Annotated in this window: 24 protein-coding genes; 23 read left to right on the top strand and 1 reads right to left on the bottom strand. The window is 38.4% G+C overall.

The annotated features are described in order from the left end of the window. Positions 1-20: 20 nt before the first annotated feature. The 12 genes from J0N78_RS12445 to J0N78_RS12390 all read left to right on the top strand — a co-directional run bounded on the left by J0N78_RS12445 (position 21) and on the right by J0N78_RS12390 (position 11,824). Positions 21-809: an IclR family transcriptional regulator gene (locus J0N78_RS12445; protein WP_209123424.1), complete on the top strand. Its 789-nt coding sequence runs from the start codon at positions 21-23 to the stop codon at positions 807-809. A 286-nt stretch (positions 810-1,095) separates the two neighbouring features. Continuing rightward, a complete protein-coding gene (locus J0N78_RS12440; protein ID WP_209123423.1) occupies positions 1,096-1,635 on the top strand; it encodes a cupin domain-containing protein in 540 nt (179 codons plus the stop codon). A gap of 88 nt (positions 1,636-1,723) precedes the next feature. Next, positions 1,724-2,644 (top strand): VOC family protein, encoded by a 921-nt coding sequence (locus J0N78_RS12435; RefSeq protein WP_209123422.1) that lies wholly within the window; start codon positions 1,724-1,726, stop codon positions 2,642-2,644. A 17-nt stretch (positions 2,645-2,661) separates the two neighbouring features. Beyond that, positions 2,662-3,453 (top strand): SDR family oxidoreductase, encoded by a 792-nt coding sequence (locus tag J0N78_RS12430; protein ID WP_209123421.1) that lies wholly within the window; start codon positions 2,662-2,664, stop codon positions 3,451-3,453. A 23-nt stretch (positions 3,454-3,476) separates the two neighbouring features. Then, entirely contained in the window at positions 3,477-5,156 is a 1,680-nt protein-coding gene (locus J0N78_RS12425; protein ID WP_209123420.1) for a thiamine pyrophosphate-binding protein, read from the top strand. 13 nt (positions 5,157-5,169) lie between these two features. Beyond that, positions 5,170-6,624 carry an aldehyde dehydrogenase family protein gene (locus J0N78_RS12420; protein ID WP_307794927.1) on the top strand — a complete coding sequence of 485 codons (1,455 nt, stop codon included), beginning with the start codon at positions 5,170-5,172 and terminating at the stop codon, positions 6,622-6,624. A 15-nt stretch (positions 6,625-6,639) separates the two neighbouring features. Continuing rightward, positions 6,640-7,419, top strand: a complete 780-nt coding sequence (locus J0N78_RS12415) for an aspartate dehydrogenase (RefSeq protein WP_209123418.1) — start codon at positions 6,640-6,642, stop codon at positions 7,417-7,419. A gap of 60 nt (positions 7,420-7,479) precedes the next feature. Then, positions 7,480-8,442 (top strand): VOC family protein, encoded by a 963-nt coding sequence (locus J0N78_RS12410; RefSeq protein WP_209123417.1) that lies wholly within the window; start codon positions 7,480-7,482, stop codon positions 8,440-8,442. Positions 8,443-8,475: 33 nt separating this feature from the next. Continuing rightward, positions 8,476-9,804, top strand: coding sequence for an aromatic ring-hydroxylating oxygenase subunit alpha (locus J0N78_RS12405; RefSeq protein WP_209123416.1), 1,329 nt, complete (start codon positions 8,476-8,478; stop codon positions 9,802-9,804). Then, complete coding sequence (locus J0N78_RS12400; RefSeq protein WP_307794926.1) at positions 9,773-10,306, top strand: aromatic-ring-hydroxylating dioxygenase subunit beta; 534 nt, start codon at positions 9,773-9,775, stop codon at positions 10,304-10,306. Before J0N78_RS12405 ends, J0N78_RS12400 begins: the two co-directional genes overlap by 32 nt. 40 nt (positions 10,307-10,346) lie before the next feature. Next, on the top strand, positions 10,347-11,144 hold the full coding sequence (gene hcaB, locus J0N78_RS12395; protein WP_209123415.1) for a 3-(cis-5,6-dihydroxycyclohexa-1,3-dien-1-yl)propanoate dehydrogenase: 798 nt from the start codon (positions 10,347-10,349) through the stop codon (positions 11,142-11,144). Positions 11,145-11,290: 146 nt separating this feature from the next. After that, positions 11,291-11,824: a YwhD family protein gene (locus J0N78_RS12390; RefSeq protein WP_209123414.1), complete on the top strand. Its 534-nt coding sequence runs from the start codon at positions 11,291-11,293 to the stop codon at positions 11,822-11,824. A gap of 242 nt (positions 11,825-12,066) precedes the next feature. On the opposite strand, the gene J0N78_RS12385 is transcribed toward J0N78_RS12390, so the two are convergent. Then, on the bottom strand, positions 12,067-14,151 hold the full coding sequence (locus J0N78_RS12385; protein WP_307794925.1) for a transglycosylase domain-containing protein: 2,085 nt from the start codon (positions 14,149-14,151) through the stop codon (positions 12,067-12,069). Positions 14,152-14,438: 287 nt separating this feature from the next. Here J0N78_RS12385 and speE point away from each other — a divergent pair, with 287 nt between their 5' ends. The 11 genes from speE (at position 14,439) to J0N78_RS12330 (ending at position 25,958) form a co-directional block, all read left to right on the top strand. Continuing rightward, on the top strand, positions 14,439-15,266 hold the full coding sequence (gene speE / locus J0N78_RS12380; protein WP_209123412.1) for a spermidine synthase: 828 nt from the start codon (positions 14,439-14,441) through the stop codon (positions 15,264-15,266). 12 nt (positions 15,267-15,278) lie between these two features. Then, positions 15,279-16,154, top strand: coding sequence for an agmatinase (gene speB / locus J0N78_RS12375; protein WP_209123411.1), 876 nt, complete (start codon positions 15,279-15,281; stop codon positions 16,152-16,154). A gap of 341 nt (positions 16,155-16,495) precedes the next feature. Continuing rightward, on the top strand, positions 16,496-16,936 hold the full coding sequence (locus tag J0N78_RS12370; protein ID WP_209123410.1) for a YwiB family protein: 441 nt from the start codon (positions 16,496-16,498) through the stop codon (positions 16,934-16,936). Next, a complete protein-coding gene (argS, locus tag J0N78_RS12365; RefSeq protein WP_209123409.1) occupies positions 16,933-18,603 on the top strand; it encodes an arginine--tRNA ligase in 1,671 nt (556 codons plus the stop codon). The genes J0N78_RS12370 and argS overlap by 4 nt, the downstream gene beginning before the upstream one ends. Positions 18,604-19,027: 424 nt before the next feature. After that, a complete protein-coding gene (locus J0N78_RS12360; protein WP_209123408.1) occupies positions 19,028-20,098 on the top strand; it encodes a TRAP transporter substrate-binding protein in 1,071 nt (356 codons plus the stop codon). Positions 20,099-20,109: 11 nt separating this feature from the next. Beyond that, positions 20,110-20,574, top strand: coding sequence for a TRAP transporter small permease (locus tag J0N78_RS12355; RefSeq protein WP_209123407.1), 465 nt, complete (start codon positions 20,110-20,112; stop codon positions 20,572-20,574). Next, on the top strand, positions 20,568-21,848 hold the full coding sequence (locus J0N78_RS12350) for a TRAP transporter large permease (RefSeq protein ID WP_209123406.1): 1,281 nt from the start codon (positions 20,568-20,570) through the stop codon (positions 21,846-21,848). The genes J0N78_RS12355 and J0N78_RS12350 overlap by 7 nt, the downstream gene beginning before the upstream one ends. Positions 21,849-21,873: 25 nt before the next feature. Then, a complete protein-coding gene (locus tag J0N78_RS12345; RefSeq protein ID WP_209123405.1) occupies positions 21,874-22,905 on the top strand; it encodes a zinc-dependent alcohol dehydrogenase in 1,032 nt (343 codons plus the stop codon). Positions 22,906-22,996: 91 nt separating this feature from the next. Next, positions 22,997-23,998, top strand: coding sequence for a LacI family DNA-binding transcriptional regulator (locus J0N78_RS12340; RefSeq protein WP_209123404.1), 1,002 nt, complete (start codon positions 22,997-22,999; stop codon positions 23,996-23,998). Between the two features lie 77 nt (positions 23,999-24,075). After that, positions 24,076-25,083, top strand: coding sequence for a 5-dehydro-2-deoxygluconokinase (gene iolC / locus J0N78_RS12335; protein WP_209123403.1), 1,008 nt, complete (start codon positions 24,076-24,078; stop codon positions 25,081-25,083). Between the two features lie 23 nt (positions 25,084-25,106). Continuing rightward, entirely contained in the window at positions 25,107-25,958 is an 852-nt protein-coding gene (locus tag J0N78_RS12330) for a class II fructose-bisphosphate aldolase (protein WP_209123402.1), read from the top strand. Positions 25,959-25,974 lie beyond the last annotated feature (16 nt).

Raw genomic sequence — 25,974 nt, 5'->3', positions numbered from 1 at the left:
AAAAATGGAGGGGATCGCTCATGGCAAAGGAAGATAAAAGTAAATACCTTTCGAACTCATTAGTAAGGGGTCTGGAGATCTTAAAAATGTTTAGTCCAGAACAACCAACGCTTTCGTTAGCTGAAATTTCAGGGTATTTAGGGGTAAGTCGTACGGTACCATACCGATTACTTTATACGTTACAAGATTTAGGGTATTTACATCAAGATGAAGTCACAAAAAGATATAGTTTAACACCAAAAGTATTAGAACTAGGTTTTTCGTATATGAATACATTGCAACTCCCTGAATTATCAAGAAAATTTATGGAACAATTACGAGATGAAACGGGTTTTTCATCTCACCTAGGGATATTAGAAAACTTTGAAGTTGTCTATATTGGAAGAATGCCAACAATGGGGGTAACGACGGTTACAATCAATGTCGGATCAAGTTTGCCAGCCCATGCGACAGCGATGGGGAAATGCTTATTAGCTTATTTATCTGAGGATAAGTTAAACGAAAAATTAGAGCGTATTAATTTAAAACAATTTACAGAGCGTACGAAAATAACGCTTACAGAATTTAGGAAAGAGTTAGAAGAAATTAAAATGAAGGGTTATGCCATAAGTGATGGTGAGTTTGAATCTAATATTCGCTCAGTAGCAGCTCCTATTTTTAATCATGATGGTGTGGTAGCTTCTGTGAATGTAGCAGCGCCAATTCAGTCTTTAAATGAAGAAGTCATCGGAGACGTCATTACAAAAGTATGTAGATGTGCAAAGGATATTTCATCGACAATTAGTTACAGTGTTAATATTTTTAATTAAAGTGGGTAAAGAAGTCCAATGGTTAAAAGAATCAACCCATTGGACCTATACTCCCATTCATTGAATCAAATCTTTCTTATTGTATAGCATAAACATATGCATAATTCCGATTAAACACATGTGAAAAGTATAAATAAAACAATTAGGCTAAATAAAACATTGTAAAAAATTCGAACAATTCGAACAATGTTTATTGACATCTATTTTTAGCTTTAATACAATATGTATATAATAAAAAACAGTGTTTTATATATAAAACACAAAATAATTTTAGGAGGAATTTTATATGTCAGAACAACAATTTTCAATTGAGGAATTTGAAAAAAAATATGTAGCTAGATTAGAAGATCGCAAACTAGATTGGGGAGTATTATCATTCCAAGAAGAAATTGATCCGCGCTATAAAAGAGCGCAAATGCGTTATATTGGCCGCGGTGCAACTGCAAATAAAGATGCCAATGTCATTGAAGCTGAAAACTTTACATTAAGTACAATGGTTTTGCCAGCAGGTTGTATCGGACCGCTACACCTTCACTCAGATGTTGAAGAAGTATTCTTTGTTCTTAAAGGAAAGTTAACAGCCCTTCTTCAACATGAAGGAAATGACTACGAAATCAAATTGAACGAAAGAGATTGCATTAGTTGCCCTCCAGGATACTATCGTGGCATTCGTAACGACGGGGATGAAGATGCGATGATGCTTGTTATGCTAGGAGCACCTAAACCACAATTACCAACTTATCCAGAAGGAACACCTTTAGAAGAAATGCGTTTGAAGCGTGCAAAAGAAAGAGATGCAATTATACAGCAAGCTGATAATAAATAAGGAAAAGAAAATCGAACGAATATGGAGATCTAATAAGGTCTCCATATTCGTATAAGATACAAAAAATGAGGAGAGAGGGGTTTTTCAATTGCTAGGGATTACTCATTTAAGACATATTAGTTTAATTACCCCAAATATAAAAGAGCAAGCTGACTTTTATCAAGAAATATGGGGACTAGATAAAGTTTATGAAGATAACGAAAATATCTATTTTCGTGGCTCAGGTCCAGAACATCATATCTTGCATTTAAAAGCTGGTGATAAAAAAGGACTTCACCATTTAGCCTTTGGGCTTGTTGATAAATTTGCAGTTGATCAAGCATATGAAAAAATTAAAAAAGAAGGTTGCCCAATTGTATCTGAGCCCGGTTATTTAGATGAACAAGGTGGAGGGTATGGCTTCAGATTCGTTGATCCGGAAAACCGCTGTATTGAATTATCGGCATGGGTTGAGATTCATACAAACCATTGGAAACAAAAAGTGGCTACAAACCCAATGCTCTTAAACCATGTTGTACTCAATACGGCCAATCTTGATGATGCTGTAGAGTTTTATACTCGTGTATTGGGATTTAAGATTTCGGATTGGAGCGAACATCAAATGTGTTTCATCCGCTGCAATACCAATCATCACTGTATTGCCTTTAACAAGGAAGGTCACAGTGCGGTCAACCACATTGCGTATGAAGTGGATGGTGTAAATGAAGTTATGCGAGGAATCGCCCAAATCCGAAATAACGGATATAAAGAATTGTGGGGACCAGGAAGACACGGCCCTGGCGATAATATTTTCTGTTACTTTCAAGATCCAGGTGGGTTCGTTATGGAATATACATGCTACTTAGCGACTATTGAAGATGAAACAACTTGGAGAGCGCATGTATGGAAACGGGTTCCTCACCTGATGGACCAATGGGGAATTGCTGGACCACCAACACCTGAAGCGCGGAAAGCAATGGGTGGCGTTCCTGATGAAGGCTGGTTTAAGGCAGAAAGAAACGTTCATTAATAAATGGAGGTAATTTTATGGATTTAGGGTTAAATTCAAAAGTGGCTGTCATTATGGGCGGATCTTCAGGAGTTGGTTTGAAAACAGCTCAACGTTTTTTAGAAGAGAGTGCTTATGTTGCCATTTGTGGTCGTGATCAATCAAGACTAGATCAAGCGGTCAATTATTTACTAGAGTACGCTCCGAGTGAGCGAATTTTTGCAAAAACATGTGATGTAACGGTAAAAGCTGATGTTGATGAATTCGTCAAAGGTACGGCTCAAGCATTCGGTGGCATTGATATTTTAGTAAACTCAGCAGGAAAAAGTATTATGGGGCATTTCTTTGATATTACAGACGAACAATGGGAAGAACAATTTCAGCTAAAATATTTTGCGATTATTTATGCGGTAAAAGCAGTTTATCCTTATTTGAAGCAAAAAAATGGTGGGAGAATTGTCAATATTAACGCGACTCTTTCAAAAGAGCCAGAACCACATATGGTGGCAACAGCTGCAACAAGAGCTGGGTTACTCAATTTAAGTCGAACACTTTCCCATGAATTTGCAAAAGATAATATTCTCGTCAACTCGGTTAGTTTAGGGTTAATTAAAACGGATCAATGGGAAAGAAGAAGATTACAGTCTAATCTGGACGTTCCTGTGGAAGAGTATTATAACGATTTAGCGCAAAAGCGAAAAATTCCACTAGGTCGCGTTGGAGAAGCAGATGAAGTGGCAAGTGCCATTCTCTTTTTATCGTCTGAAAGAGCCAGCTATATTTCAGGAACGACAATTGAAGTAGCTGGTGGGTTAGGGAAAACATTATAACTACAATAAAGGGTGGGTAATGTATGGCTGTCTATGGAATGGAATTTACAACGGCAGATGCCATTGTTCAAGAACTCGTTCAAGCTGGGGTTGAAGTTGCTTTTGGAATCGTAAGTATTCACAATATGCCAATTTACGATGCGATTTTAAGAGAGGGTAGTATTCATCTTGTATGTTCTCGAGGGGAAAGTGGTGCCGTTAATATGGCAGATGGATATGCTCGCTCAACAGGAAAATTAGGAGTTGTCATTACAAGTACAGGTACAGGAGCTGGTAATGCGGCAGGATCATTAGTTGAAGCGTGGAGTGCGGGTGTACCTATCTTACATTTAACCGGTGAAGTTGGATCTAAATATATCGGTACAGGAAAAGGCTATATTCATGAGATGAAAGATCAGCTTTCAATGATGGAAGGCTGTAGTAAAAAAGCGTATCAATTACGGAACCCTGAACAAACTTCTTTCTTCATTCGAAAAGCGATTAAAGAGGCATTCGCCGTACCATCAGGCCCGATTACGGTTCAAATTCCAATTGATTATCAATCAGCAATTATTGAAAAAAGTAATGTCGTAGATTTTCAAAATAATAGTGAAGCAGTAAAGCCGGTTGTTTCAATACCTGAAGAAGTGATTGCTTCGATAACAAAAGCTAAGCGCCCAGTTCTTTGGGTTGGCGGCGGAGCAATTTCTGCCAATGCTTCTGAAGAAGTTTTAACACTCGCTGAAAACTTAGGAGCTGCTGTCATTACAAGTCAGTCAGGAAAAGGAATTATTCCAGAAGATCATGATCAATGTATTGGTCATTTTGCAGCTTATGAAGATACGAGAAACTTAATGGCGGATGCGGATTTATTAATTAGTATCGGCGTTCGCTTTAGAAGCAACGAAACATCGAACTGGAAAATAACAGCTCCAGAAAACCATATCGCTATTGATGGCGACTATGATGCGATGAATCGTAATTATCCTGTTTCTTATGGCATAGTCGGCGATGCAAAACAAGTGATCAATCGTTTAAATACTCAAATTGGTGAGTTGCCAAGTAAAGAATCGTATGTAGAAGAAATAAAAGCATTACGAAATAAACTTCGTGACCATTTACGAAGCACACTGGGGCCATATGAACAAATTTTAGATAGTATGAGAGAAAGCTTACCTCGTGAAACAATTTATGTGAGAGACGTAACCGTTCCAGCCAATGTGTGGGGAAGTCGGTTACTTGAGATTTCAGCACCAAGAAATTCAATTCACGCTTCAGGTGGCGGTATTGGGCAAGGTCTACCAACAGCAATTGGAGCTCAGATTGCGAACCGTGATCGTCAAGTTGTATTAATCGCAGGTGATGGCGGGTTTATGGTAAACGTTGGAGAACTTTCAACTGCTGTTCAAGAAAAGCTTCCATTAATTATTGTTCTATTTGATGATGGTGGCTACGGAGTTTTAAGGAATATCCAAGATGCAGCTTACGGTAGACAGGTTGCTGTTGATTTATTAAGCCCAGACTTTGCTTTGTTAGGCCAATCCATGGGAGCTTATTCGGTAAAAATCAGTTCACCACAAGAATTTGCAACTGAAATAGAAGCAGCAACGAAACGAAATGAAACGACGATGATCGTTGTAGATATGAATGCGGTTGGGCCAATGGCTAAGCCATTTGCAGGACCTCCGGGAGCAGCTTCGGCATTTAAACCGAAAAAATTATAAAGGAGGAATACAAGTGCTAGTAAAAGATAATTTTCCTTCCATATCAGGAATGTATTTAATAAATGGAGAGTGGATTTCGTCTTCTCATGTCAAACCAGTTATAAACCCAGCCAATATAAAAGAAGTAGTCGGTGAGATTGCTCTCTGTTCCCAAGATGATGTCAACCAAGCGGTTGAAGCGGCTTCTTCAGCGTTTCAAACTTGGTCACAAACGACAATTGAAGAAAGATCCAATTTAATGCTAGCTGTAGCTAGTAAATTAGAAAAAATCATCTCTGAAAACATCTCATTGTTTGTTCGAGAAAACGGAAAGACTTTAATAGAAGCGAAAAAGGATTTAGGTCGTTGTGTAGAAATTATGAAAAAAGGACCTGACTTACTCAAAGAATGGTGGCAAGTACAGGATTTTAGCAATGAACACCAAAAAGTGCAGATAAGAAAGCGTCCGCGTGGTGTGACTGCCATTATTGCTCCTTGGAATTCACCGATGATTTTAACGTTTAAACGATTGGTTCCTGCATTACTCACAGGTAATACCGTTGTCTTTAAACCAGCAACAGATTGTCCTTTAACGGTCATGAATTGTTTAAAGGAAGTTGCAGCCTGCTTCCCGCAAGGTGTCATAAATATTGTGACAGGTTCAGGACGAGTAATTGGCGATACGATTTGTAGTCATCCGAAAGTAAAAGCAGTTGCCTTTGTAGGCAGTACGGAAACAGGTAAAGAGATCATTAAAAATTGTGCGCCAACAGTAAAAAAACTGTCGTTAGAATTAGGGGGAAATGATCCAGCACTCGTATTACAGGATGCTAAACTAGATGATGAAGCCATTCGAAATATGAGAGGTGCTGTCTTACGTGCCGCGGGTCAAGTTTGCTCGGCAGTGAAAAGAATCTATGTTCATCAATCTCGTTACGAAGAATTCGTGACGAAGCTTGAAAAAGATTTTCACCGTATTGTTGTCGGCAATGGATTACATCCAGATACGACAATGGGTCCAATAAACAATAAATCTCAGTTTGATTTTGTGAACGACCTAAAAAATAAAACGATCCAAGAAGGTGCAAATGTAGTGAATTGTGGGAGAAAACTCGATGATGAATCTTGGGAAAATGGGTATTTCATGTTACCTTCATTTGTTACCGGAGTAAAACAAACTAGTGACATCGTTCAATTAGAGCAATTTGGACCGATTGTACCAATTCTACCTTTCTCTGATACTGAAGAGGCCATTCATTTAGCCAATGATACCGAGTTTGGTTTACGAGCATCGGTATGGACTGAAGATGAGAGTCTAGCAATTAAACTAGCAGACCGAATTCAAGCAGGTGCCGTATTCCATAATAACCATACAATCTTTAAAGATTTACGTCTCGATTTTCCAGGTTTAAAAGAAAGTGGTTTATCGACAGAAACGATTTACGGGGGACTAGAATTTTTTACAGACTCTTATGGATTTGCGAATTAGGCGGTGTAGAAGAAAATGAAAATTGGACTAATAGGCTCAGGAAACATTGGAGAGTTTTTGTTAGAAAAAATAAACCATGACCCAAATAACAAGTATGAAATTACTTCTATTTATAGTAGAAATAGTGAACGTTCCAATGCACTTGCAGAGAAATATGAAGCAATTGCTTATCATGATTTTGCAACGTTCCTTACAGCAGACCTCGATTTAGTCATTGAAGCAGCAAATCTCGAAGTTGCCAAACAATACGCCCCTTTAATTCTAAGAAATGGAAAAAACCTTTTAGTAATTAGCGTTGGAGCATTTGCTGATACTGAATTTGACGCAAAAATCAAACGTATATGTAAAGAGTTTAAAACAACCGTCTATCTTCCATCTGGGGCAATTGGAGGATTAGATATTATAAAATCAGCGATTGCGGCTGATACGGTAGACTATGTTTCCATTACAACGAGAAAGCCGGCACATTCGTTAATAACACAAGAAATTACAGAAGCAAAAGTTATTTATGAAGGTTCAGCGAAAGAGGCTATTGCACAATTCCCGAAAAATGTAAATGTGTCGATTGTACTTTCCTTAGCAGGTATCGGGGTTGAGGCAACGAAAGTAAAAATTATTGCCGACCCAACGATCGATAAAAATATTCATACAATTGAGGCAAAAGGGGCTTTTGGCACCTTTTCCATTAATATAGAAAATAATCCGATGCCAAGTAATCCGAAAACGAGTTTTTTAGCAGCATTAAGTATTTTATCAACTTTAAAAAATATCGGGGAAGACGTTCGAGTTGGTTAAAACGAAAACTTCCTATTTACAATAAATCACAGTTCATAGATTAAAAGGAGCGTGTTTTAGATGGGTACGAATGAACCGTTATTAGGAAATAATACATTGAACCAAATTGCTTTTGTCGTAGAAGATATTGAAGCAACTAGAGATGCTTTTGCTAAATTATTAGGAATTCCAAAGCCAGAGTGGTTTTTGACAGCACCGAGTAAAATTTCAAAAGTAGTTTATAATGGTCAACCGTCTGAAGCACGTAGTAAACTTGTTTTTATCAATACACCTTCTGTTCAAATTGAGTTAATTGAACCGAATCCAGAGCCTAGTACGATGCGTGAATATTTAGATACAGTCGGAGAAGGGATTCATCATATTGCGTTTGATGTTGATGCGGTTAAACTAGGTCTTGAAACGATGGATCAGGAAGGTTTTCCGTTGGTGCAGACAGGTGAATTTACGTCAAGTAATGGTAAATATGCTTACGTAGATACATTAGATACACATAAAACACTTATTGAGCTATTAGAACGTGAAGAAGCATATAAGCCGTTAGAAAGTGACGGAAAAAATGAAAAAGCGCTATTAGGTACAGATAAACTAACGCAAATTGCGATCGTAGTTTGTGACCTTCATAAAGCAGCAGATCACTATTGTAAGTTACTAGGAGTAGAAAAGCCAGCGGTTATACCTTCAGGGAAAAGTGAAATTACGCATATTACTTTTAGAGGAGAGCCTACTGAAGCGAAGGGTCAATTTATGTTTATTAATACGCCGTTAATTCAACTTGAATTAATTGAACCAGCACTAGACTCTCCAAGTACATGGAAAGAACATTTAGAAACAAAAGGAGAAGGAATCCATCATATTTCTTTTGTTGTTGACAATTTAGATGACAAAATTAAAATTTTGGAAGAGATGGGTTACCCAGTTATCCAAAAAGGAAACTTTTGGAACAATCGAGGGCGTTATGCCTATATGGATACAACCTCAACTTTTAAAGTGATTATTGAACTTTTAGAAAAATATGAGGTTTAATGGATAGAAACATAAAGGGGAGGATGTGTATTCATGAATAAAACGAAACTTGTATCTGAAATGAGCCGAAACGAAGTTCTAGATCATATTAACGAAACGGTTTGCCCAGAGGAAGGAAGAATACCAGCTTTTATTCTGGGCGATCCAACGATTTATAAATTAGAAGAAGAACAAATCTTTATGAAAACTTGGTTATTTCTTGGCCATGAAAGTGAAATTGCCAATAAGGGTGATTACATTACGAGAGATTTAGCTGGGTATTCAATTATCATTGCAAAAGACGATGAGGGGACAATAAGAGCATTCTATAATATGTGTACCCATCGCGGAATGAAGCTTTGCCGTGCTGATCACGGGAATAAAAAGACATTTACGTGCCCGTACCATGGTTTTAACTTTAAGAATAATGGGAAGTTAGTCGGTGTTCCGCTCCAAAAAGAGATTTATGGTGACACACTCGATAAAGAAAAAATGTCTTTGCATCAAGTGACGATCGAAACGTATAAAGGATGTATTTTTGGAACGTGGAATCCTGATCCAGAACCATTATCAGATTTTCTAGGTGATTTTAAATTTTACTGGGATTTAGTGATTTGCCGTGCCGAAATGGTTGTATTAGGTCCGCCACAACGGTATATTATTCATTCGCATTGGAAAACAGGAGCAGATAATTTTGTCGGTGACTCCTACCACACGATGGTTACTCATGGATCCATTGCCCAATTAGGAATGGTACCTGGACCGAAATATTCGAAAAAAGGAGTTCAAGTTCATACTGAAAATGGTCATGGCTGTAATATTGGGATGCCCAATCCGATTTATGCCTTTCCAGAAGAGCTCATACCAGAATATAAAGAAAACTTATCACCTGAGCAATTTGAAATTATTTCTAATTTAAAAAATACAAACGGGAATCTGTTTCCTAACCTTTCATTTTTAGTCTCGCATACAGAAATTAAAGGGCAGCATATCTCTAATACGTCTCTTCGCCAATGGAGACCTGTTGGACCAGATAAGATGGAAGTGATCACATGGTTTTTAGTAGAGAAACATGCATCAGAGGACTGGAAGCGCCGTTCAAGAGAATCGTTTGTTTTAACCTTTAGTCCTTCTGGTATTTTTGAACAAGATGATACCGAAGTATTTACAGATATCACTGCTGCTGCAAAAGGAATTTTACCGCAAATAAGGGAAATGAACTTAAATTACACGATGGGGTTACATCGTGAGCCACTTAAAGACTTCCCTGGCCCTGGTGTTGTTTATGATGACAAGTTTACAGAAGCAAGTCACCGGAACTACTACAAGTATTGGTTGGAGTTATTAAATCGTGGAAGAAAGGAGACCGAAGATGGAGAATAAAGAGTTGATGCTAGCCACCTTCTATTTTGAGCGTTGGTTATATAATGAAGCGAGCTTTTTAGATAATATTGATTTTGATAGCTGGTACAACCTCCTTCATCCGAATTTAAAATATCAAATGCCTGTTCGTGTCAATAAAGATGGGATTGAACGCCCTGATTATTCTACAGATATGTTTACGTTCGAAGATGACTATGAAACAATGAAAATGCGCGTAGATCGTTTAAAAACCGATTATGCATGGGCAGAAATTCCTCCTTCTCGTACAAGGCGATACGTAAGTAATGTAACCGTTCAAGAGTATACGGAAAATGAAAAAGCGGTGGTGAGAAGCTATTTACTCATTTATCGCAACCGGACAACGGATATACACCATGATTTAATTTCTGGAGAACGCCAAGATGAATTTACTTATATCGATGGGGAATGGAAGCTTTCAAAGCGCTTCTTTATTGTCGACCAAACAACGATTGATACACGAAATCTAGCCATATTTGTTTAAAGGTAGAAAAGTTAGAATGGAAAATAAAGGAGTAGTTGCTATGTCTAATGCATTAAAAGGTAAAGTCGCTATTGTTACTGGAGGGGCATCGGGAATTGGTGAAGCAATTACGAGGCGATATGTAGCAGAGGGTGCCTTCGTTTGTGTGTTTGATCTCTCAGAAGACAGATTAGCAAGTCTGCAAGATGAACTTGGTGTAGCGATCATAACTTTTTGCGGCGATGTAAGAAACTTAGCTGACCATAAAGAAGTAGTAAAAAGAACGGTTGAAGCTTTTGGGAAAGTCGATATCTTTGTTTCAAATGCAGGTGTATTTGATGGTTTTGTTTCTCTTGAGCAATTACCGGAAGATAAAATGGATGAAGCTTTTTCAATGATTTTTGATATAAATGTAAAAGGGTTACTTCACGGTGCGAAAGCGAGCTTCAAGGAATTAAAGAAGACAAACGGAACGATTATCGCAACAGTTTCTAACTCTGCATTTTATCCAAACGGTGGAGGACCCATTTATACGGCGAGTAAACATGCTGTCGTTGGCTTAATAAAAGAACTTGCTTATGAGCTAGCTCCTGAAATTCGAGTAAACGGTGTATCGCCTGGAGGTACAATTACAAACTTAGGTGCTATTCCGCCTTTAAAAGATTGTGTAAAGAAGTTAGACCCTGTTGAACGAGAAAGACTAATCCGCAGACGGAATCCACTGCAAATTGCACAAAGGCCTGAAGACCATATGGGGGCCTATGTCCTGCTTGCTTCTAATGAAGCGAGAGCCATGACAGGAACGATTATTGAGAGTGATGGAGGATTAGGGGTTAGAGGTATGCCATTAGCTGATTAAGTAGAAGTTACAGAAACTTATAGATTAATACAGTCTATATATGATCCATGCACTAATAATTTTCATGTGATACACTAATGTAAGAATAAATGCATAATGAAACGTTATGCTGACTAATAGAAAACTGAAGAAGGGATGATCAACTTATGGATCTCTTTGAAAAAGATAAACAGAAAAAAACAAAAGCTGGATTTAATATTTTAAGTAATGACTCGACTGATGGACATGGCGGATACGGGACCGGAGTGATTGACTTAAATAATGTTTCGCCGGTTATTATTAATGTAGAGGGCGAAGAAGCGTTTGTAGATATGGGTGCTTTACATGCGCGCTCGGCGGTTGAAAAGCGAATTAAGTTTACACCGAACCGCGAGGACTCACCAAACGGGAAGCTGTATTGGTTAGTTTGGGTGTCTGTTAACAATAAAGGAAGTGTGCCGTATTATGCCGGAGTGACAGCGTGTGAAATGGTCATTGATATGGAAACACGCCGTGGTTATAAAAGCTTACCTGAGCATGTGAACCGAATGGATAAATCGTTAAAAGGCCATATTATCGTTGATCATATGGATGATAAGTCGAAAAAAATACTAGGGGAGTATTTAAAATCCTATAGTGAAGAGATGTGGAATCATTCCGAATTAAAGTTAAGAAAAGAACTTCTAGGTGAAGAACAATAAATTACCGTTTGTCTAGTCCGTTTTTTCTTTATCTTTGAACGATTTATGAACTATTTTCCAAGGACTTGAGCTTTTGTGAAAATCGAATTAAACTTAAAATTAGTATAAATCGACACATATTTATACTAGGACCGACAAAAGGCAGGGGAGTTATCCTCTGCCTTTTGTCGTGTTTTAGTGAAAGGTGCCTAACACCACTGTTTTTATAATTTTTTCACCATATTTCACGTTTCCATCACTTTTTAGTTGAACCATTTTATAAAGCGATCAAGGAATTTCTCTTTTTCGTGTACTTCTTCTTCTGTCAGTTCAGCTTCGGCTTCCTCTTCTGGAGCGTGGTCTTGGCAATACTCGGTCGGCTCTGTACCGGCTACAAAATAGGTCATTCGGCGAACCGGGCATGCATCGGTAGCAAGTAAACCATTTTTCGGATTAATGAACACACCCGTGACGCCGGGAGGCTTATGGAAATCGAGTTTTAAGTCATCCTTTAGTGCGTGTTCTGTAAATTGTGCCCAAATTCGTTTCGCAAATTGTCCCTCTTTACGATGGTCGAGCTGTTTTCTTTGATCATAACCAACCCAGACACCTGTAACAAGCTGCGGTGTAAATCCAACCATCCAGCTGTCATAAGGAGTAGAGCCTGACTTACCAGCAACTGGCCGATTGATAAGATGGGCAACAGAACCACCTGTGACACTAGCATAATCATTCAACGAGCGGTCAAACATTCCTGTCATTAAATCGGTCATGATAAATGTAAGATTCGGATCTAACACTTGTTCAGCGATCGGTTGTCGCTCGAATAAAACCTGTCCATTTTTATCGATGACTTTTCGAATAAACCGAGGTTCAACTCGTTGACCACCATTGGCAAAGCTTGCATAGCTATTGGTTAGCTCTAGTAATCTGACTTCGTTTGTCCCTAAAGCAAGTGACGGGTTATTTTCTAACGGGCTTTGAATACCGAATCTTGCAGCTGTTTCTACTAATGTTTCTGTATCTAAAAATAGATGCGTTTTCACTGCGTAAATATTATCAGAAAACGCCAGTGCTTGTAATAAGGTGACAAAATCATTTGCATACCTTTCATTAAAATTAGAAGGCGCATAATCAGGTCTGCCATCGTCAAATGTAAATGTCGTTGGTTCACTTAATAAAGTTGACGATGGTGAAAAGCCATGTTCAAGGGCAGCATAGTATAAAAAGGGCTTAAATGTCGATCCAGGTGAACGTTTGGCCTGCGTGGCCCGGTTGAATGGACTTTCCATATAGTTTCGACCACCGACGAGTGCCTTTACATCACCAGTCCGAGGGGATATCGCAACAAGTGCAGTTTGCAGTTCTTCTTTCGCTCCAAGCTCAGCTTCAATCCAACGTTCAGCTTCTTCTTGCATATCGCGATCGAGAGTCGTAAATATTTGTAAGCCACCTTGTTCGATTAACGTCTCATCAATTTTGTACTCATCGACTAGCAGCTGTTTGACAACATCCTGAAAATAAGGTCCAATGATTGCAGATTTTTCATGTTCGATTGTGGCAAACTTTAACTGTTCGTTTTTAGCCGATTCAGCCTCTGATGGTGTGATATATCCGGTTTGAGCCATTGAACGTAATATAAGCTCCTGACGCTGTTTTGCTCGATCGAAATCATTTTGCGGCGAATAATAGCTTGGTCCCTTCGGAATACCAGCAAGAAGACTTGCTTCTGCTAAATTTAGTTCAGATGCTTTTTTGTTAAAAAAATACTGAGCTGCTGCTTCAATACCATATGCGCCGTGTCCATAATAAATCGTATTTAAATACCCTTCTAAAATTTCATCTTTCGTATAATACATCTCTAGGCGAAGAGCGTAGAGGATTTCATTAAATTTTCGCTTCCACGTTTTATCGTGAGTTAAATAAAGGTTTCTCGCGTACTGCTGGGTAATCGTACTTGCACCTTGCGCTTTACCCCCTGACTTTACATTCGCCACAACTGCTCCGGCAATACGTGTAGGGTCAAAGCCGTAATGGTTATAAAATTTTCGATCCTCAATCGCTAGCGTCGCATGAATAAGGTCTTCACTCATTTCCTCAAGTGGAATCCAATAACGATTCTGACCTTGATGACTCTCGCCAATGATTGCATCATTGGCATCAAAAAAGCGAGTCGTCTGTGAAACTTGTAAAAGCGGTGCACCTTCCATTTTTAAATATGTTAATAATGAAACGGCAGCTAGCATACATAAAACGATCATAAATAAGGAAAAACGAAATAACCGGCGAAACCAACCAATTTTTCGTTTAGAACGTCTTTTTTTGATGATGACTTCCAATTTAGCCACCTCTTTATCTATAAAATTTAAAAACTAATGTTTATTTGTTCCAAGTCGAAGCTGGAAAAATTCTTTACACTTCGGTTTATTTTTTACACGTAATCATCTCTATTCTTGGAAAATTAAGTGATTTTTAAACACAAATATCCTAAAGATCTAAAAATTCTCTTGCTTTTTTGTACGATTCATTTATACTTTTTTTGTTTGATTAACTTTAGTAAGAGAAAGAAACTCGGGTAGAATAAGAAGAAACTCGGATAAAATAAAAAAAGAATTTTATATAAGAGGTGAATAGGATGGAGTTATGGTTTACAGAAAAGCAAACCGAGCGTTTTGGAATTACGATGAAAATCAAACGAACGTTACATACAGAGCAAACAGAATTTCAAAAGTTGGATATGGTTGAAACAGAAGAGTTTGGTAACATGCTTGTACTTGATGGAATGGTCATGACGACCCAAAAGGATGAGTTTGTTTATCACGAAATGGTAGCACACGTCCCACTTTTTACACATCCGAACCCAGAAAACGTGTTAGTAGTTGGTGGTGGTGATGGCGGCGTGATTCGTGAAGTATTAAAGCACCCGTCTGTGAAAAAGGCAACTCTCGTTGAAATTGACGGTAAAGTCATTGAGTATTCAAAGCAATACTTACCTGAAATTGCAGGTATGTTAGACGATGCTAGAGTTGAAGTCAAAGTAGATGACGGCTTCATGCACATTGCAAATAGTGAAAAAGAATATGATGTTATTATGGTCGATTCGACAGAGCCAGTTGGACCAGCTGTGAACCTGTTTACAAAAGGGTTTTATGCAGGTATTTCAAAAGCGCTAAAAGAAGACGGTGTGTTCGTAGCTCAAACGGATAATCCTTGGTTCACACCAGAGCTTATTACGAATGTCCAGCGTGATGTCAAAGAAATTTTTCCGATTACTCGCTTGTATATTGCGAACATTCCAACGTACCCAAGTGGACTGTGGACGTTTACGATCGGTTCAAAAAAGCACGACCCATTAGCAATTGAGGATAGTCGTTTTCATGATATCGATACAAAATACTATACAAAAGACCTTCATAAAGCGGCATTTGCTTTGCCGAGATTTGTGGAAGATTTGATTAAGTAGGGGGATACCGTTTTGCGATTTGATGAAGCATACTCAGGAAATGTATTTATTATGAGCAGATCTACATATGATGAAAGTGAAGCGGTCATTTACGGAATGCCGATGGATTGGACGGTATCGTTTCGACCAGGCTCTCGGTTTGGACCAGCAAGAATCCGTGAAGCTTCTTTAGGATTAGAAGAATATAGTCCGTATTTAGACAAGCACTTAGAAGAAGTGAATTATTTTGATGCAGGGGACATCCCGCTTCCGTTTGGTAACCCAGCCCGTAGTTTAGATATGATTGAAGATTATATTGATAAGCTGATTGCAGACGGGAAATTTCCAATTGGGTTAGGTGGAGAGCACCTTGTATCCTGGCCAATCTTCAGAGCGATGTTTAAAAAGTACTCGGATATGGCAATCATTCATATAGATGCCCACGCAGACCTACGAGAGCAATATGAGGGAGAACCATTATCTCATTCAACGCCAATTCGTAAAGCGTGCGAATTAATTGGACCTGAAAATGTATACTCATTTGGGATCCGTTCGGGTATGAGAGAAGAATTTGCGTATGCAAAAGAGTCAGGCATGCATATGTCTAAGTTCGATGTTGCCAAACCGTTACAGGAAGTGTTGCCGAAGCTTTCAGGACGTAACGTCTACGTAACGATCGACATTGATGTATTAGACCCTGCTCACGCGCCAGGTACAGGAACAGCAGAAGCAGGAGGGATTACGTCTAAAGAGTTACTTGAAGCGATCCACCTTATTGCTAATTCTGATGTAAATGTCATTGGGGCTGACTTGGTCGAAGTAGCACCAGCATACGATCCAACCGAGCAAACACCGATCGCAGCAAGTAAATTTATTCGAGAAATCATCCTCGGCTGGGTTCAAAAATAAAAATATTATGAAAGGCTGACTTATGAGGTCAGCTTTCTTTTGTGTATAGGAAAGATCAATTCCTTTAAGGAAAATTTGAGTGTTGAACGATGTTTGTTTTTGTCGAGAAATCTTTATATGACTTAAAGTTGAAAATAAATGCTGTGAACTCGAAAATAAATTGCCGGACTTGAAAATAAATCATCGGAACTTGAAAATAAACAGTCTAAAATTGAAAAGACCGTCCAAAGTTTAAACTTTACTCTCTTGGTACCTGGCACAAAGACAATACTACAACAATTCTTCTTGCAACAAATGGACAAACTCGCTAAACTTGAAAAATAGAAAGGTGGGTAAGTCCGATGTCTGTGGATGGAAAAAGACCGATTACCGTTCAAATGGAAACGACTATTCGTCAAGGCCGTCAAACACAAACACTTTCCCTAAAAGGAGAAGGTAATGTATATGTAAAAAAAGGCCATACTTATATATTATTTAAAGAAATTCATAAAGAGAAAATAAATGTTCAAACTACCGTCAAAATTGGCCATAATGAAGTAACCATCATTCGGCAAGGTGATTTGTCGATGCGGCAAACATATACGGTTGGAGAAAACACTGAAGGCACATATCGGAGTCCATTCGGCTTTTGGAAAACGAACGCCAAAACACATGCTTTTACATATGAGTGGCCTAAAAATCAAATGAAAGGCAAGCTCCAATTAAAATATGATTATTTTTTACAAGATGAACCGTCTGGTACGTTTGATGTTAAGATGACGATTGAGGAGGCAAATGAATGAACAGTGTAGAGCAAATGAAAGAACAATTAAGAGCAGAAATTATATCTGCTGTCGTAGCAGCAGGACTAGCGGACGAAAGTCAAATTCCTGATGTCGTGTTAGAAACGCCAAAAGATAAAGCGCATGGCGATTATGCAACAAATATGGCGATGCAGTTAGCGCGTGTGGCTAAAAAAGCACCACGTATGATAGCAGATGAAATCGTCAGCCATTTAAATAAAGAAAAAGCGGCGATTGAGAAAATTGAAATTGCTGGACCTGGATTTATTAATTTTTATATGGATAATGGGTATTTACGTGATATCATTCCTGCCGTACTTCAAGCTGGAAGTGAGTATGGCAAAACAAATGTTGGAAAAGGTAAAAAAATCCAAATTGAGTTTGTTTCGGCAAATCCAACAGGAAGTCTTCACCTAGGACATGCTCGTGGGGCTGCTGTTGGCGATGCATTATGTAATGTGTTAGATAAAGCAGGCTATGACGTCCAAAGAGAATATTATATTAATGATGCGGGTAATCAAATTCATAATTTAACCGTATCTGTTGAAGCACGTTATTTTCAAGCACTTGGATTAAATAAGGATATGCCAGAGGACGGCTATCACGGAGAAGATATTGTTGGCTTCGGCCAAGATTTAGCAAATGAATATGGGGATCGTTTCGTTCATGTGGATGAAGAAGAGCGACTTGAGTTTTTCCGCGCTTATGGTTTGAAGCGTGAGTTAGATAAGCTGAAGAAAGATTTAAGCGATTTCCGTGTTCAATTTGATAATTGGTTTTCGGAAACATCACTTTACACGTCAGGCAAAGTCGAAGAAACATTAAAGCTATTAGCTGAAAAAGGCGAAACGTATGAACAAGATGGGGCGACATGGTTTAGATCAACGACTTATGGCGATGATAAAGACCGCGTTCTTATTAAAAATGATGGAACATATACGTATTTAACACCAGATATTGCTTATCACAAGGACAAACTAGAGCGCGGCTTCGAAAAATTAATCAATATTTGGGGAGCTGACCATCACGGATACATCCCTCGTATGAGCGCAGCGATTCAAGCGCTCGGTTATGATAAAGAGCAAATGGATGTACAAATCATTCAAATGGTGTCGTTATTCCAAAACGGTGAGAAAGTTAAAATGAGTAAGCGTACAGGTAAAGCTGTAACGTTACGTGATTTAATGGAAGAAGTAGGAATTGATGCCACACGCTACTTCTTTGCGATGCGTAGTGCCGATACACAACTTGACTTTGATATGGATTTAGCCGTAAGTAAATCCAATGAAAACCCAGTGTATTATGTGCAGTATGCGCATGCTCGTATTTGCAGTATGCTAAGACAAGGGGAGGAAGCAGGATTACCGCTTAAGGATACGACGAACCTCAGCTTAATTTCCTCAGAAAAAGAATTTGATTTATTGAAAAAAGTTGGCGAGTTCCCTGAAGCTGTAGCAGAAAGTGCTGAAAAGCTATCGCCGCATCGACTAACCAATTATGCCTTCGAACTAGCATCAGCATTACATAGCTTTTATAATGCTGAACGTGTTATAGATCCAGAAGACCGTGATAAAAGCGCCGCACGACTTGCCCTCGTGAAATCGGTACAAATTACACTTCAAAATGCGTTAAAACTCATCGGAGTCTCTGCACCAGAGCGTATGTAATCCTTCTTTTTCGCGGGCAACACAGCGAGTAAATAATGAGAGCTAAACCTTTAGGGAAGGTGCTACCCTTCAGGTTTAGCTCTATTTTATTTGGGACATATTTTTATCAAAAAATAGAAATACGGTAACACAAGTGCTGAATTAATAATTTTCAAAAAAATTTAAAAGAGTGATTGACAACGCTTTCACTAATCATTTACAATAGCATTATCCAAAAATTCTAAACGTTTAGATTTTAAAAAAGCTAACAAAACTTAATTAAAATAAGTAGCTTTTATTATTTTTAGGTTCTAATAGATTAAAAGGGATTATTGCAATTTATTATAAACCTAAAAAAAATAAGTTTTGTATACGATAAAATCTAAACGTTTAGATTATGGAATTATGTAAGGGATTACAAATTATTAAATTAGGGGGAGTTACAATGAAAAAGGCTAGTAAACTTTTATCTATCTTTCTTATCACATGTTTTGTTCTCTTATTAGCAGCATGTGGAGGAGGCAATGCGGAAAATGCAAGTAATGGAACAGACACAAGTAATGAAGGTAGCACAGAAAGTGAAGAAAAAGAAACGTATACATTAAAGTTTGGGCATCATCTTGCTGATGCACATAGTTTGTCAAAGCAAGTCGTTGAATTCAAAAGAATTGTTGAAGAAAAAACTGATGGTCAAGTTCAAATAGAAATTTATCCAGCTGGTCAGCTTGGTCAGCAAAAGGACCTTTTAGAAGGATTAAAAATGGGTACAGTTGATATGACGTTAGTTGATACAGGAGTTTTAGCTAACTTCTATAAGCCAATGGCATTGTTAGATGCTCCATATTTGTTTGATAACCTTGATCAATCGGTCAATGCTTTACAAGGTGAACTTGGAGATAAGCTGATGAAGGGAACGTTAGAGGAAGCACAAATTCGTGCGTTAGCTTTATATCCAGCATCTTTCCGATCAACGGTGTTAACTGAAAAATCTGTAGATTCTCCTGATAGTTTCCAATTATCTGATATAGCAGGAAAGAAAATTCGTACATTAGATTCTCCGTCTGTTATTGAAACGTTCAAGAGTTTTGGAGCAGTACCTGTTTCTATGCCTAGTGGAGAGGTATACAGTGGTCTTCAAACACATGTTGTTGAAGGGGTAGAATCAAATCCAGAATTTTTAAGAACGATCAAAATTGATGAGGTTGGAAAATATATTGTAGATACGAAGCACGTGTTAGTACACCAAGCGATTGGCATTAGTGACAAAAAGTATAATGAATTACCAGATGATCTTCGTACAGCGTTAGATGAAGCTCTTGCTGAGAGTGTAGAATGGTACAGCAGTCAGGCAGTGGAAATTGATGAAAAAGCACGTCAAGCATTAGTAGAAGCTGGTATGGAAATTATTGAATTAGATTTAGCACCTTTTAAAGAAGCTGCTTCACCATATACAGAGAAGTTTGTAGCTGACAACAATTTAGAGGAATTATATGAATTAATTAAAGCACAGCAATAGGGGGAAGTCGTGTGGTTATTACTCGAAAGATAATCAGCAGTTTAGTTGTAACACTGTTTTTTCTCCTAATTTTAGCTGTTACATTACAGGTGGTTTCACGGATACTAAGTATTACAATGCCATGGACAGAAGAAATGGCGAGGTTCTTGTTTATTTGGTTAGCATTCATCGGCGGATATTTTACGATCCGCCGAGGGGTGAACATTACGTTTGACTTAGTGATTGACATGCTTCCTCAGTCCATTTGGAAGGTCGTCTTTACGGGTCTGAATGTGGTTAGTGTTTTATTTTTAGGATTGGTAGGGTATTTAGGGATTAATTTATCTATCCTTAATATGACGAATTTATCTCCAGTCATGGGAGTACCTTATGGTTATATTTATTTTGCGCTTCCAATTGGTGCGCTCGTGATGATTTTTGCACAGATTGAAACGTACTTGATTTTAATAAAAAAGAGGAATGAAGAATTATGTTAGCTCTCGTTGGTATTGCATTCTTAATCCTTTTAATTGCAGGTTTGCCTATTGCCTTTGCAATGGGCTCTGCCTCAGTAATAGGAATCGTATTTAAATCTGATATTCCTTTGACTCTCATCGCTCAAAGAATGTTTGAGGGTCTTAATTCCTTCACCTTATTGGCTATTCCTTTCTTTATTCTTGCTGGTCAATTGATGGAAAAAGGCGGTATTTCTAAACGTCTTGTCGATTTTTCATACTCGGTCGTCGGTTACATCAAAGGTGGTCTTGGGATGTCTAGTATTATGACAAGTACCATTTTTGCTGGTATTTCAGGTTCAGCTGCTGCTGATACAGCGGCCGTAGGGAGTGTATTAATTCCGGCGATGAAAAAGAAACGTTATCCGATTGGCTTAGCTGCTACTCTGCAGGCTTGTGCGGGATCATTAGGTACGATTATCCCACCGAGTATGGTCATGATTATTTACGGGTCAATTACAGGGATTTCCATCGGAGCTTTATTTATGGCAGGAGTCATTCCTGGTCTATTAATGGCACTCGGCATGATGATTGTCACATACTTTTACGGTGCGAAATATAACTTAAAGGAAGAAGGTCGTCCCCAGCTCAAGCAAGTGTGGAAAACAACGAAAGATGCAATCTGGGCTCTTATCCTTCCAATCGTTGTGATTGGCGGCATTATCACGGGCTTTTTCACAGCTACTGAAGCGGGAATTATCGCCGTTTTGTATGCTTTATTTATTGGCTTATTTGTTTACAAGGAATATCGAATCAAAGACATTCCAAAGATTCTTCAAGAAGCAGCTGCGAATACATCAATGGCATTACTTATTATTGCAGGTGCAGCAATTCTTGGATGGATTGTCGCTTACGTCCAACTACCTCAGACTGTCATTAAGTTTTTAGCAAGTGTAACTGAAAATCCATTAATCATTATGCTATTAATTGTTATTTTCATTATGATTATTGGCATGTTCATTGAAACGATTGCCGCAACCATCCTAGTGGCACCAGTATTAATCCCAATTTATCAACAATTTGGTTTAGACCCTGTCCACTTCGGATTTGTCATGGTAGCTGCATTTGTATTTGCAGGAGTTACACCACCAGTTGGAGGAATTCTCTATATTACAGCAAGCATAGGTCGAGCAAAATTAAAGGAAATGCTACCATATTTATTTCCATATGTTGGCGTGATGTTGCTAGTCGTTATTTTAACCATTTTTATTCCGCAGCTCGCAACCTATGTACCAAGCTTATTCTTTGATATTTAGTTTTAGTCAGTGGAGGGATAACAAAATGAAAGCATTAATGAAAAAAGGAGAAGGCTTGCACAACGTGGGTCTTGTTGAACTCGAGGAACCGGTTGTGAATGCCTTCGAAATAAAGGTAAAAGTTCATGCAACAGGAATATGTGGCACGGACTTGCATATTATTGATGATGAATATCCAGCAAACTATCCTGTTACAATGGGGCATGAATACTCAGGTACTGTCGTTGAAGTTGGTTCAGATGTAACAGAATTCAAAGTAGGAGACCGAGTTGTTTCCTTAACTGCAGCCGTTTCTTGTGGGAAATGTACGTATTGTTATGAGGGCTTGTTGATGCTTTGTGAAGAGCGTAAATCGATTGGTTCAGGGGTGCATGGGGCTTTTACGGAGTATATGACGATTCCAGCCCATTTAGCTTTTCACATTCCAGACAATGTTACGTTAGATGAAGCAACATTGTGTGAGCCGTTGGCATGTATGGTTCGCTGTGTCATTGAACGGGGTTCCGTTCAAGCGGGAGATTACGTATTAGTTTCAGGTCCAGGTGCGATTGGTTTATTGACAATGCAAGTGGCAAAAGCATCAGGTGGAAAGTGTATTGTGATTGGAACATCTCATGATCGCAGCCGTTTAAAACTAGCAAAGGAATTAGGAGCCTTCGAAACGATCATTGCAGATGAAGAAGATGTAACAGCGCGTGTTCGTGAAATTACGAATGGTAGCGGATTTGATGTCGCCTTTGAATGTGCGGGGGTAGAGCAATCTGCGCGTAACTGTCTACAATTATTAAAAAAGACGGGATTATATGTTCAAGTAGGATTATATGGAAAAGATATTACATTCGACATGGACCTTGCTTTAACAAAAGAAGTCAACATTACAAATGGATTTGCATCAGAACGAACGTCTTGGGTTCGTGCGTTAAAGCTATTAGAGCAAAAACAAATTCAAGTCGAACCGCTTATTTCTATGAAAATGCCGCTTCATAAGTGGGAAGAAGCTGTGGACATGGTTCGAAACAAATCAGCCTATAAAATATTGCTCGATCCTAAAGGATAGCTTCGTTTCCCATTACTTAAGATGAAAAGTCTAAAGGAATGTGTTACATTTTAGGATGAAAAAGTAGATTAAATGAAAGAGGAAAAAAATCATGGTAACCATCAAAGATGTTGCTGCAAAATCTGGTTTTTCAGTGGCAACGGTTTCAGCCGTTATTAATGGAAAGACGATTGTAAGCCCCCGTTCAAAAGAAATTATTTTACAAACAATTAATGAACTGGGCTATCGACCGAATGCGGTTGCACGAAATTTAAAAAAATCGAAAAGTCCATCGATTGCCATACTCGTTCGAGCTGTGACAAATCCATTATATCTTCAAGTTGTATTAGGTTTAGAAGAAATGGCATGGAAGCATAACTATGAAATATTATTTTGCAGTATCGGGCCGAATTTAGAGCGTGAGGATAAATATATTGATAACTTGATTGAACGAAGAGTTGGTGGTGTTGTCATTGCAACGTCAACGCTCATTCGTCAAAAAGGGTTGGATAAATTACACATGCATAATATTCCATATGTATTTGTCAACCGAAAGCCAGATCGTTTAGAGGAGCATGAATGTTATATAGGTTTGGATAATGTGAATGCTTCTAAAATGATTGTCAACCATCTTAACGAGCTTGGAGTGAGAGACATTGCGTATTTATCAGGTCCTCAAGAATTTTCTACCTTTAAAGAAAGGATGAGTGGGTTTCGCGATGCGATGAAATCAAATGGTATCCCATTACAAAATGATAGAATTTTCGAGACAGATTTTACAAAAGAATGTGGGTATCAAGTGATAAAAGAGTTGATTGTTTCGGGAAATTTACCGGAAGCCGTTCTCTGTTCTTCTGATTTACTTGCATCGGGTGCATATTTAGCATTCAAAGAAGAAAACATCCGAATTCCAGATGATATCTTGTTGACTGGAATTGATAATAGTGATCTTGCTGAACTCATGGATTTAACGACGATTGATCCTCATGCAAAGGAAATGGGGAGACGTGCTGGACATATTTTGGTTGATATTATATCCGATTCTTCCAATGAACTTAAAAAGGAAATCCTTTTGCAACCTCAATTGGTTGTTCGAAATTCAAGTAAAAAATAGAAGACCAGGGTGAACGAAGTGTTCACCCCTTATAAAAAATATAAATCTAAACGATTAGATTTGGATGGTGTAAAGGAATGAGTAATATTAAGTTTGCGGATGATAGAGAATTTGACATTGTGACAATCGGTAGAGCTGCAATTGATTTAAACTCTGATGATTTTGGAACGAAGATGGAGAATGTTACAAGGTTTTCCAAATTCCTTGGTGGTTCCCCTGCCAATATTGCTGTTGCATCGGCACGATTAAAGCAGAAAACAGGGTTTATCGGTAAAGTGGCAAATGATCAGTTCGGCCGCTTCATTACGAATTATTTTTACGAAAACGGGATTGACACATCCCAGCTCGTTGTTGATCAGACAGGAGCTAAAACAGGTTTAACCTTTACAGAAATTATATCACCGACAGATTGTAGTATTTTAATGTATCGTGAAGGTGCTGTAGACCTGAAACTTTCACCTGAAGATGTTAGTGAAGACTTTTTGAAAAAGACAAAATCCTTATTAATCTCAGGGACTGCTTTATCAATGAGTCCTTCTCGTGAAGCGATTTTTGTAGCATTAGAATACGCTAAAAAGCATGGGGTCAAATTGATTTTTGATATTGATTATCGTCCATATACGTGGAAATCAGATGTTGAAACGAGTATTTATTACAGCTTAGTCGCTCAACAATGTGATGTCATTATTGGAACACGTGAAGAGTTTGAGATGATGGATCATGTGAGTAAGTTCAAACCGGAGAGTGACCAGGATATTGCGCAAAAATGGTTAGATTATGGGGCTGAAATTGTTGTTGTCAAACGTGGGGCAGCCGGGTCAATTGCCTTTACAAAATCAGGGGAATCGTTTGAGCAATTGCCATTTCCTGCTAAAATTATTAAAACATTTGGTGCAGGTGATTCTTACGCTGCCGCCTTTATCTATGGATTAATGAACAATTATAGTGTCAAAGATGCGATGGAATTAGGAAGTGCTTCCGCATCTCTCGTGATTTCAAGCCAAAGTTGTTCAGATGCCATGCCGACAATTGAACAAATTACAACGTTTATTCAAACGGCTAAAAAAAGCGAATCTGTGAAATAGGTTCGTAATCAGGAGGTAGTAGAATGCTAGTTTCATTACATCATATTATCGATGGGCTAAAAAATGCGAATGGTGCGATACCGGCGTTTAACGTATTTGGTTATGAAGACGCGATTGCCGTTGTTCGTGCAGCCGAAGAGGTTAAAGCCCCTGTTATTTTAGCAACAAACAAAGTGGCTATTGCCCATATGCCCATTCAGTTATTAGGAAATATTTTAACAACCATTGCAAAAAATGCTACGGTTCCTGTCGTTGTCCATTTAGATCACGGGGCGGATTATGAAACGGTGGCACAGGCAATTATGAGTGGGTATACGTCTGTCATGTATGATGGATCACAGCTGCCCCTTGCAGAAAATATTCGCACAACACAAGAAATCACTCGCTTTGCTCATGCATGTGGGGTACCGATTGAAGCCGAAATTGGATCTGTAGGTTATAGTGACTTGCAAGGTCATTTAACAGATCCTCAGGAAGCCAAAAGATTTGCAGAAGAAACAGGTGTAGACACCTTAGCAGTGGCAATTGGAACTGTGCACCGAATGGAAGAACAAACAGCCCAAATTGATTTCGTGCGCCTGAAAGAAATCGAGGCGGTTGTTGATACACCACTCGTCCTACATGGGTCAACCGGCGTATCTGATATAGATATACAAGCATTAATAAAGCATCATTTCGTTAAAGTTAATATTGGTACGGCCATCAGAATGGCATTCGGTCATACGATGCGCAAGGAAATGGAAGAAAATCCATATGAATTCGACCGGATTACGTTATTTAAAGAACCGATGCGGGCAGTACAAGAAGAAGTGAAGAAAAAATTAACGTTATTACAAGCCCATCAATATTTGACGAAAGAACAAATACTACTATAAAGAGGAGATGGAAGAA

Origin of the sequence: Alkalihalobacillus sp. BA299 (genome assembly GCF_017745675.1) — a bacterium.
Classification (GTDB): domain Bacteria; phylum Bacillota; class Bacilli; order Bacillales; family Bacillaceae_F; genus Alkalihalobacterium.
Note: the sequence above shows the minus strand (reverse complement) of the source record. Positions and strands in the feature narration are given on the sequence as shown.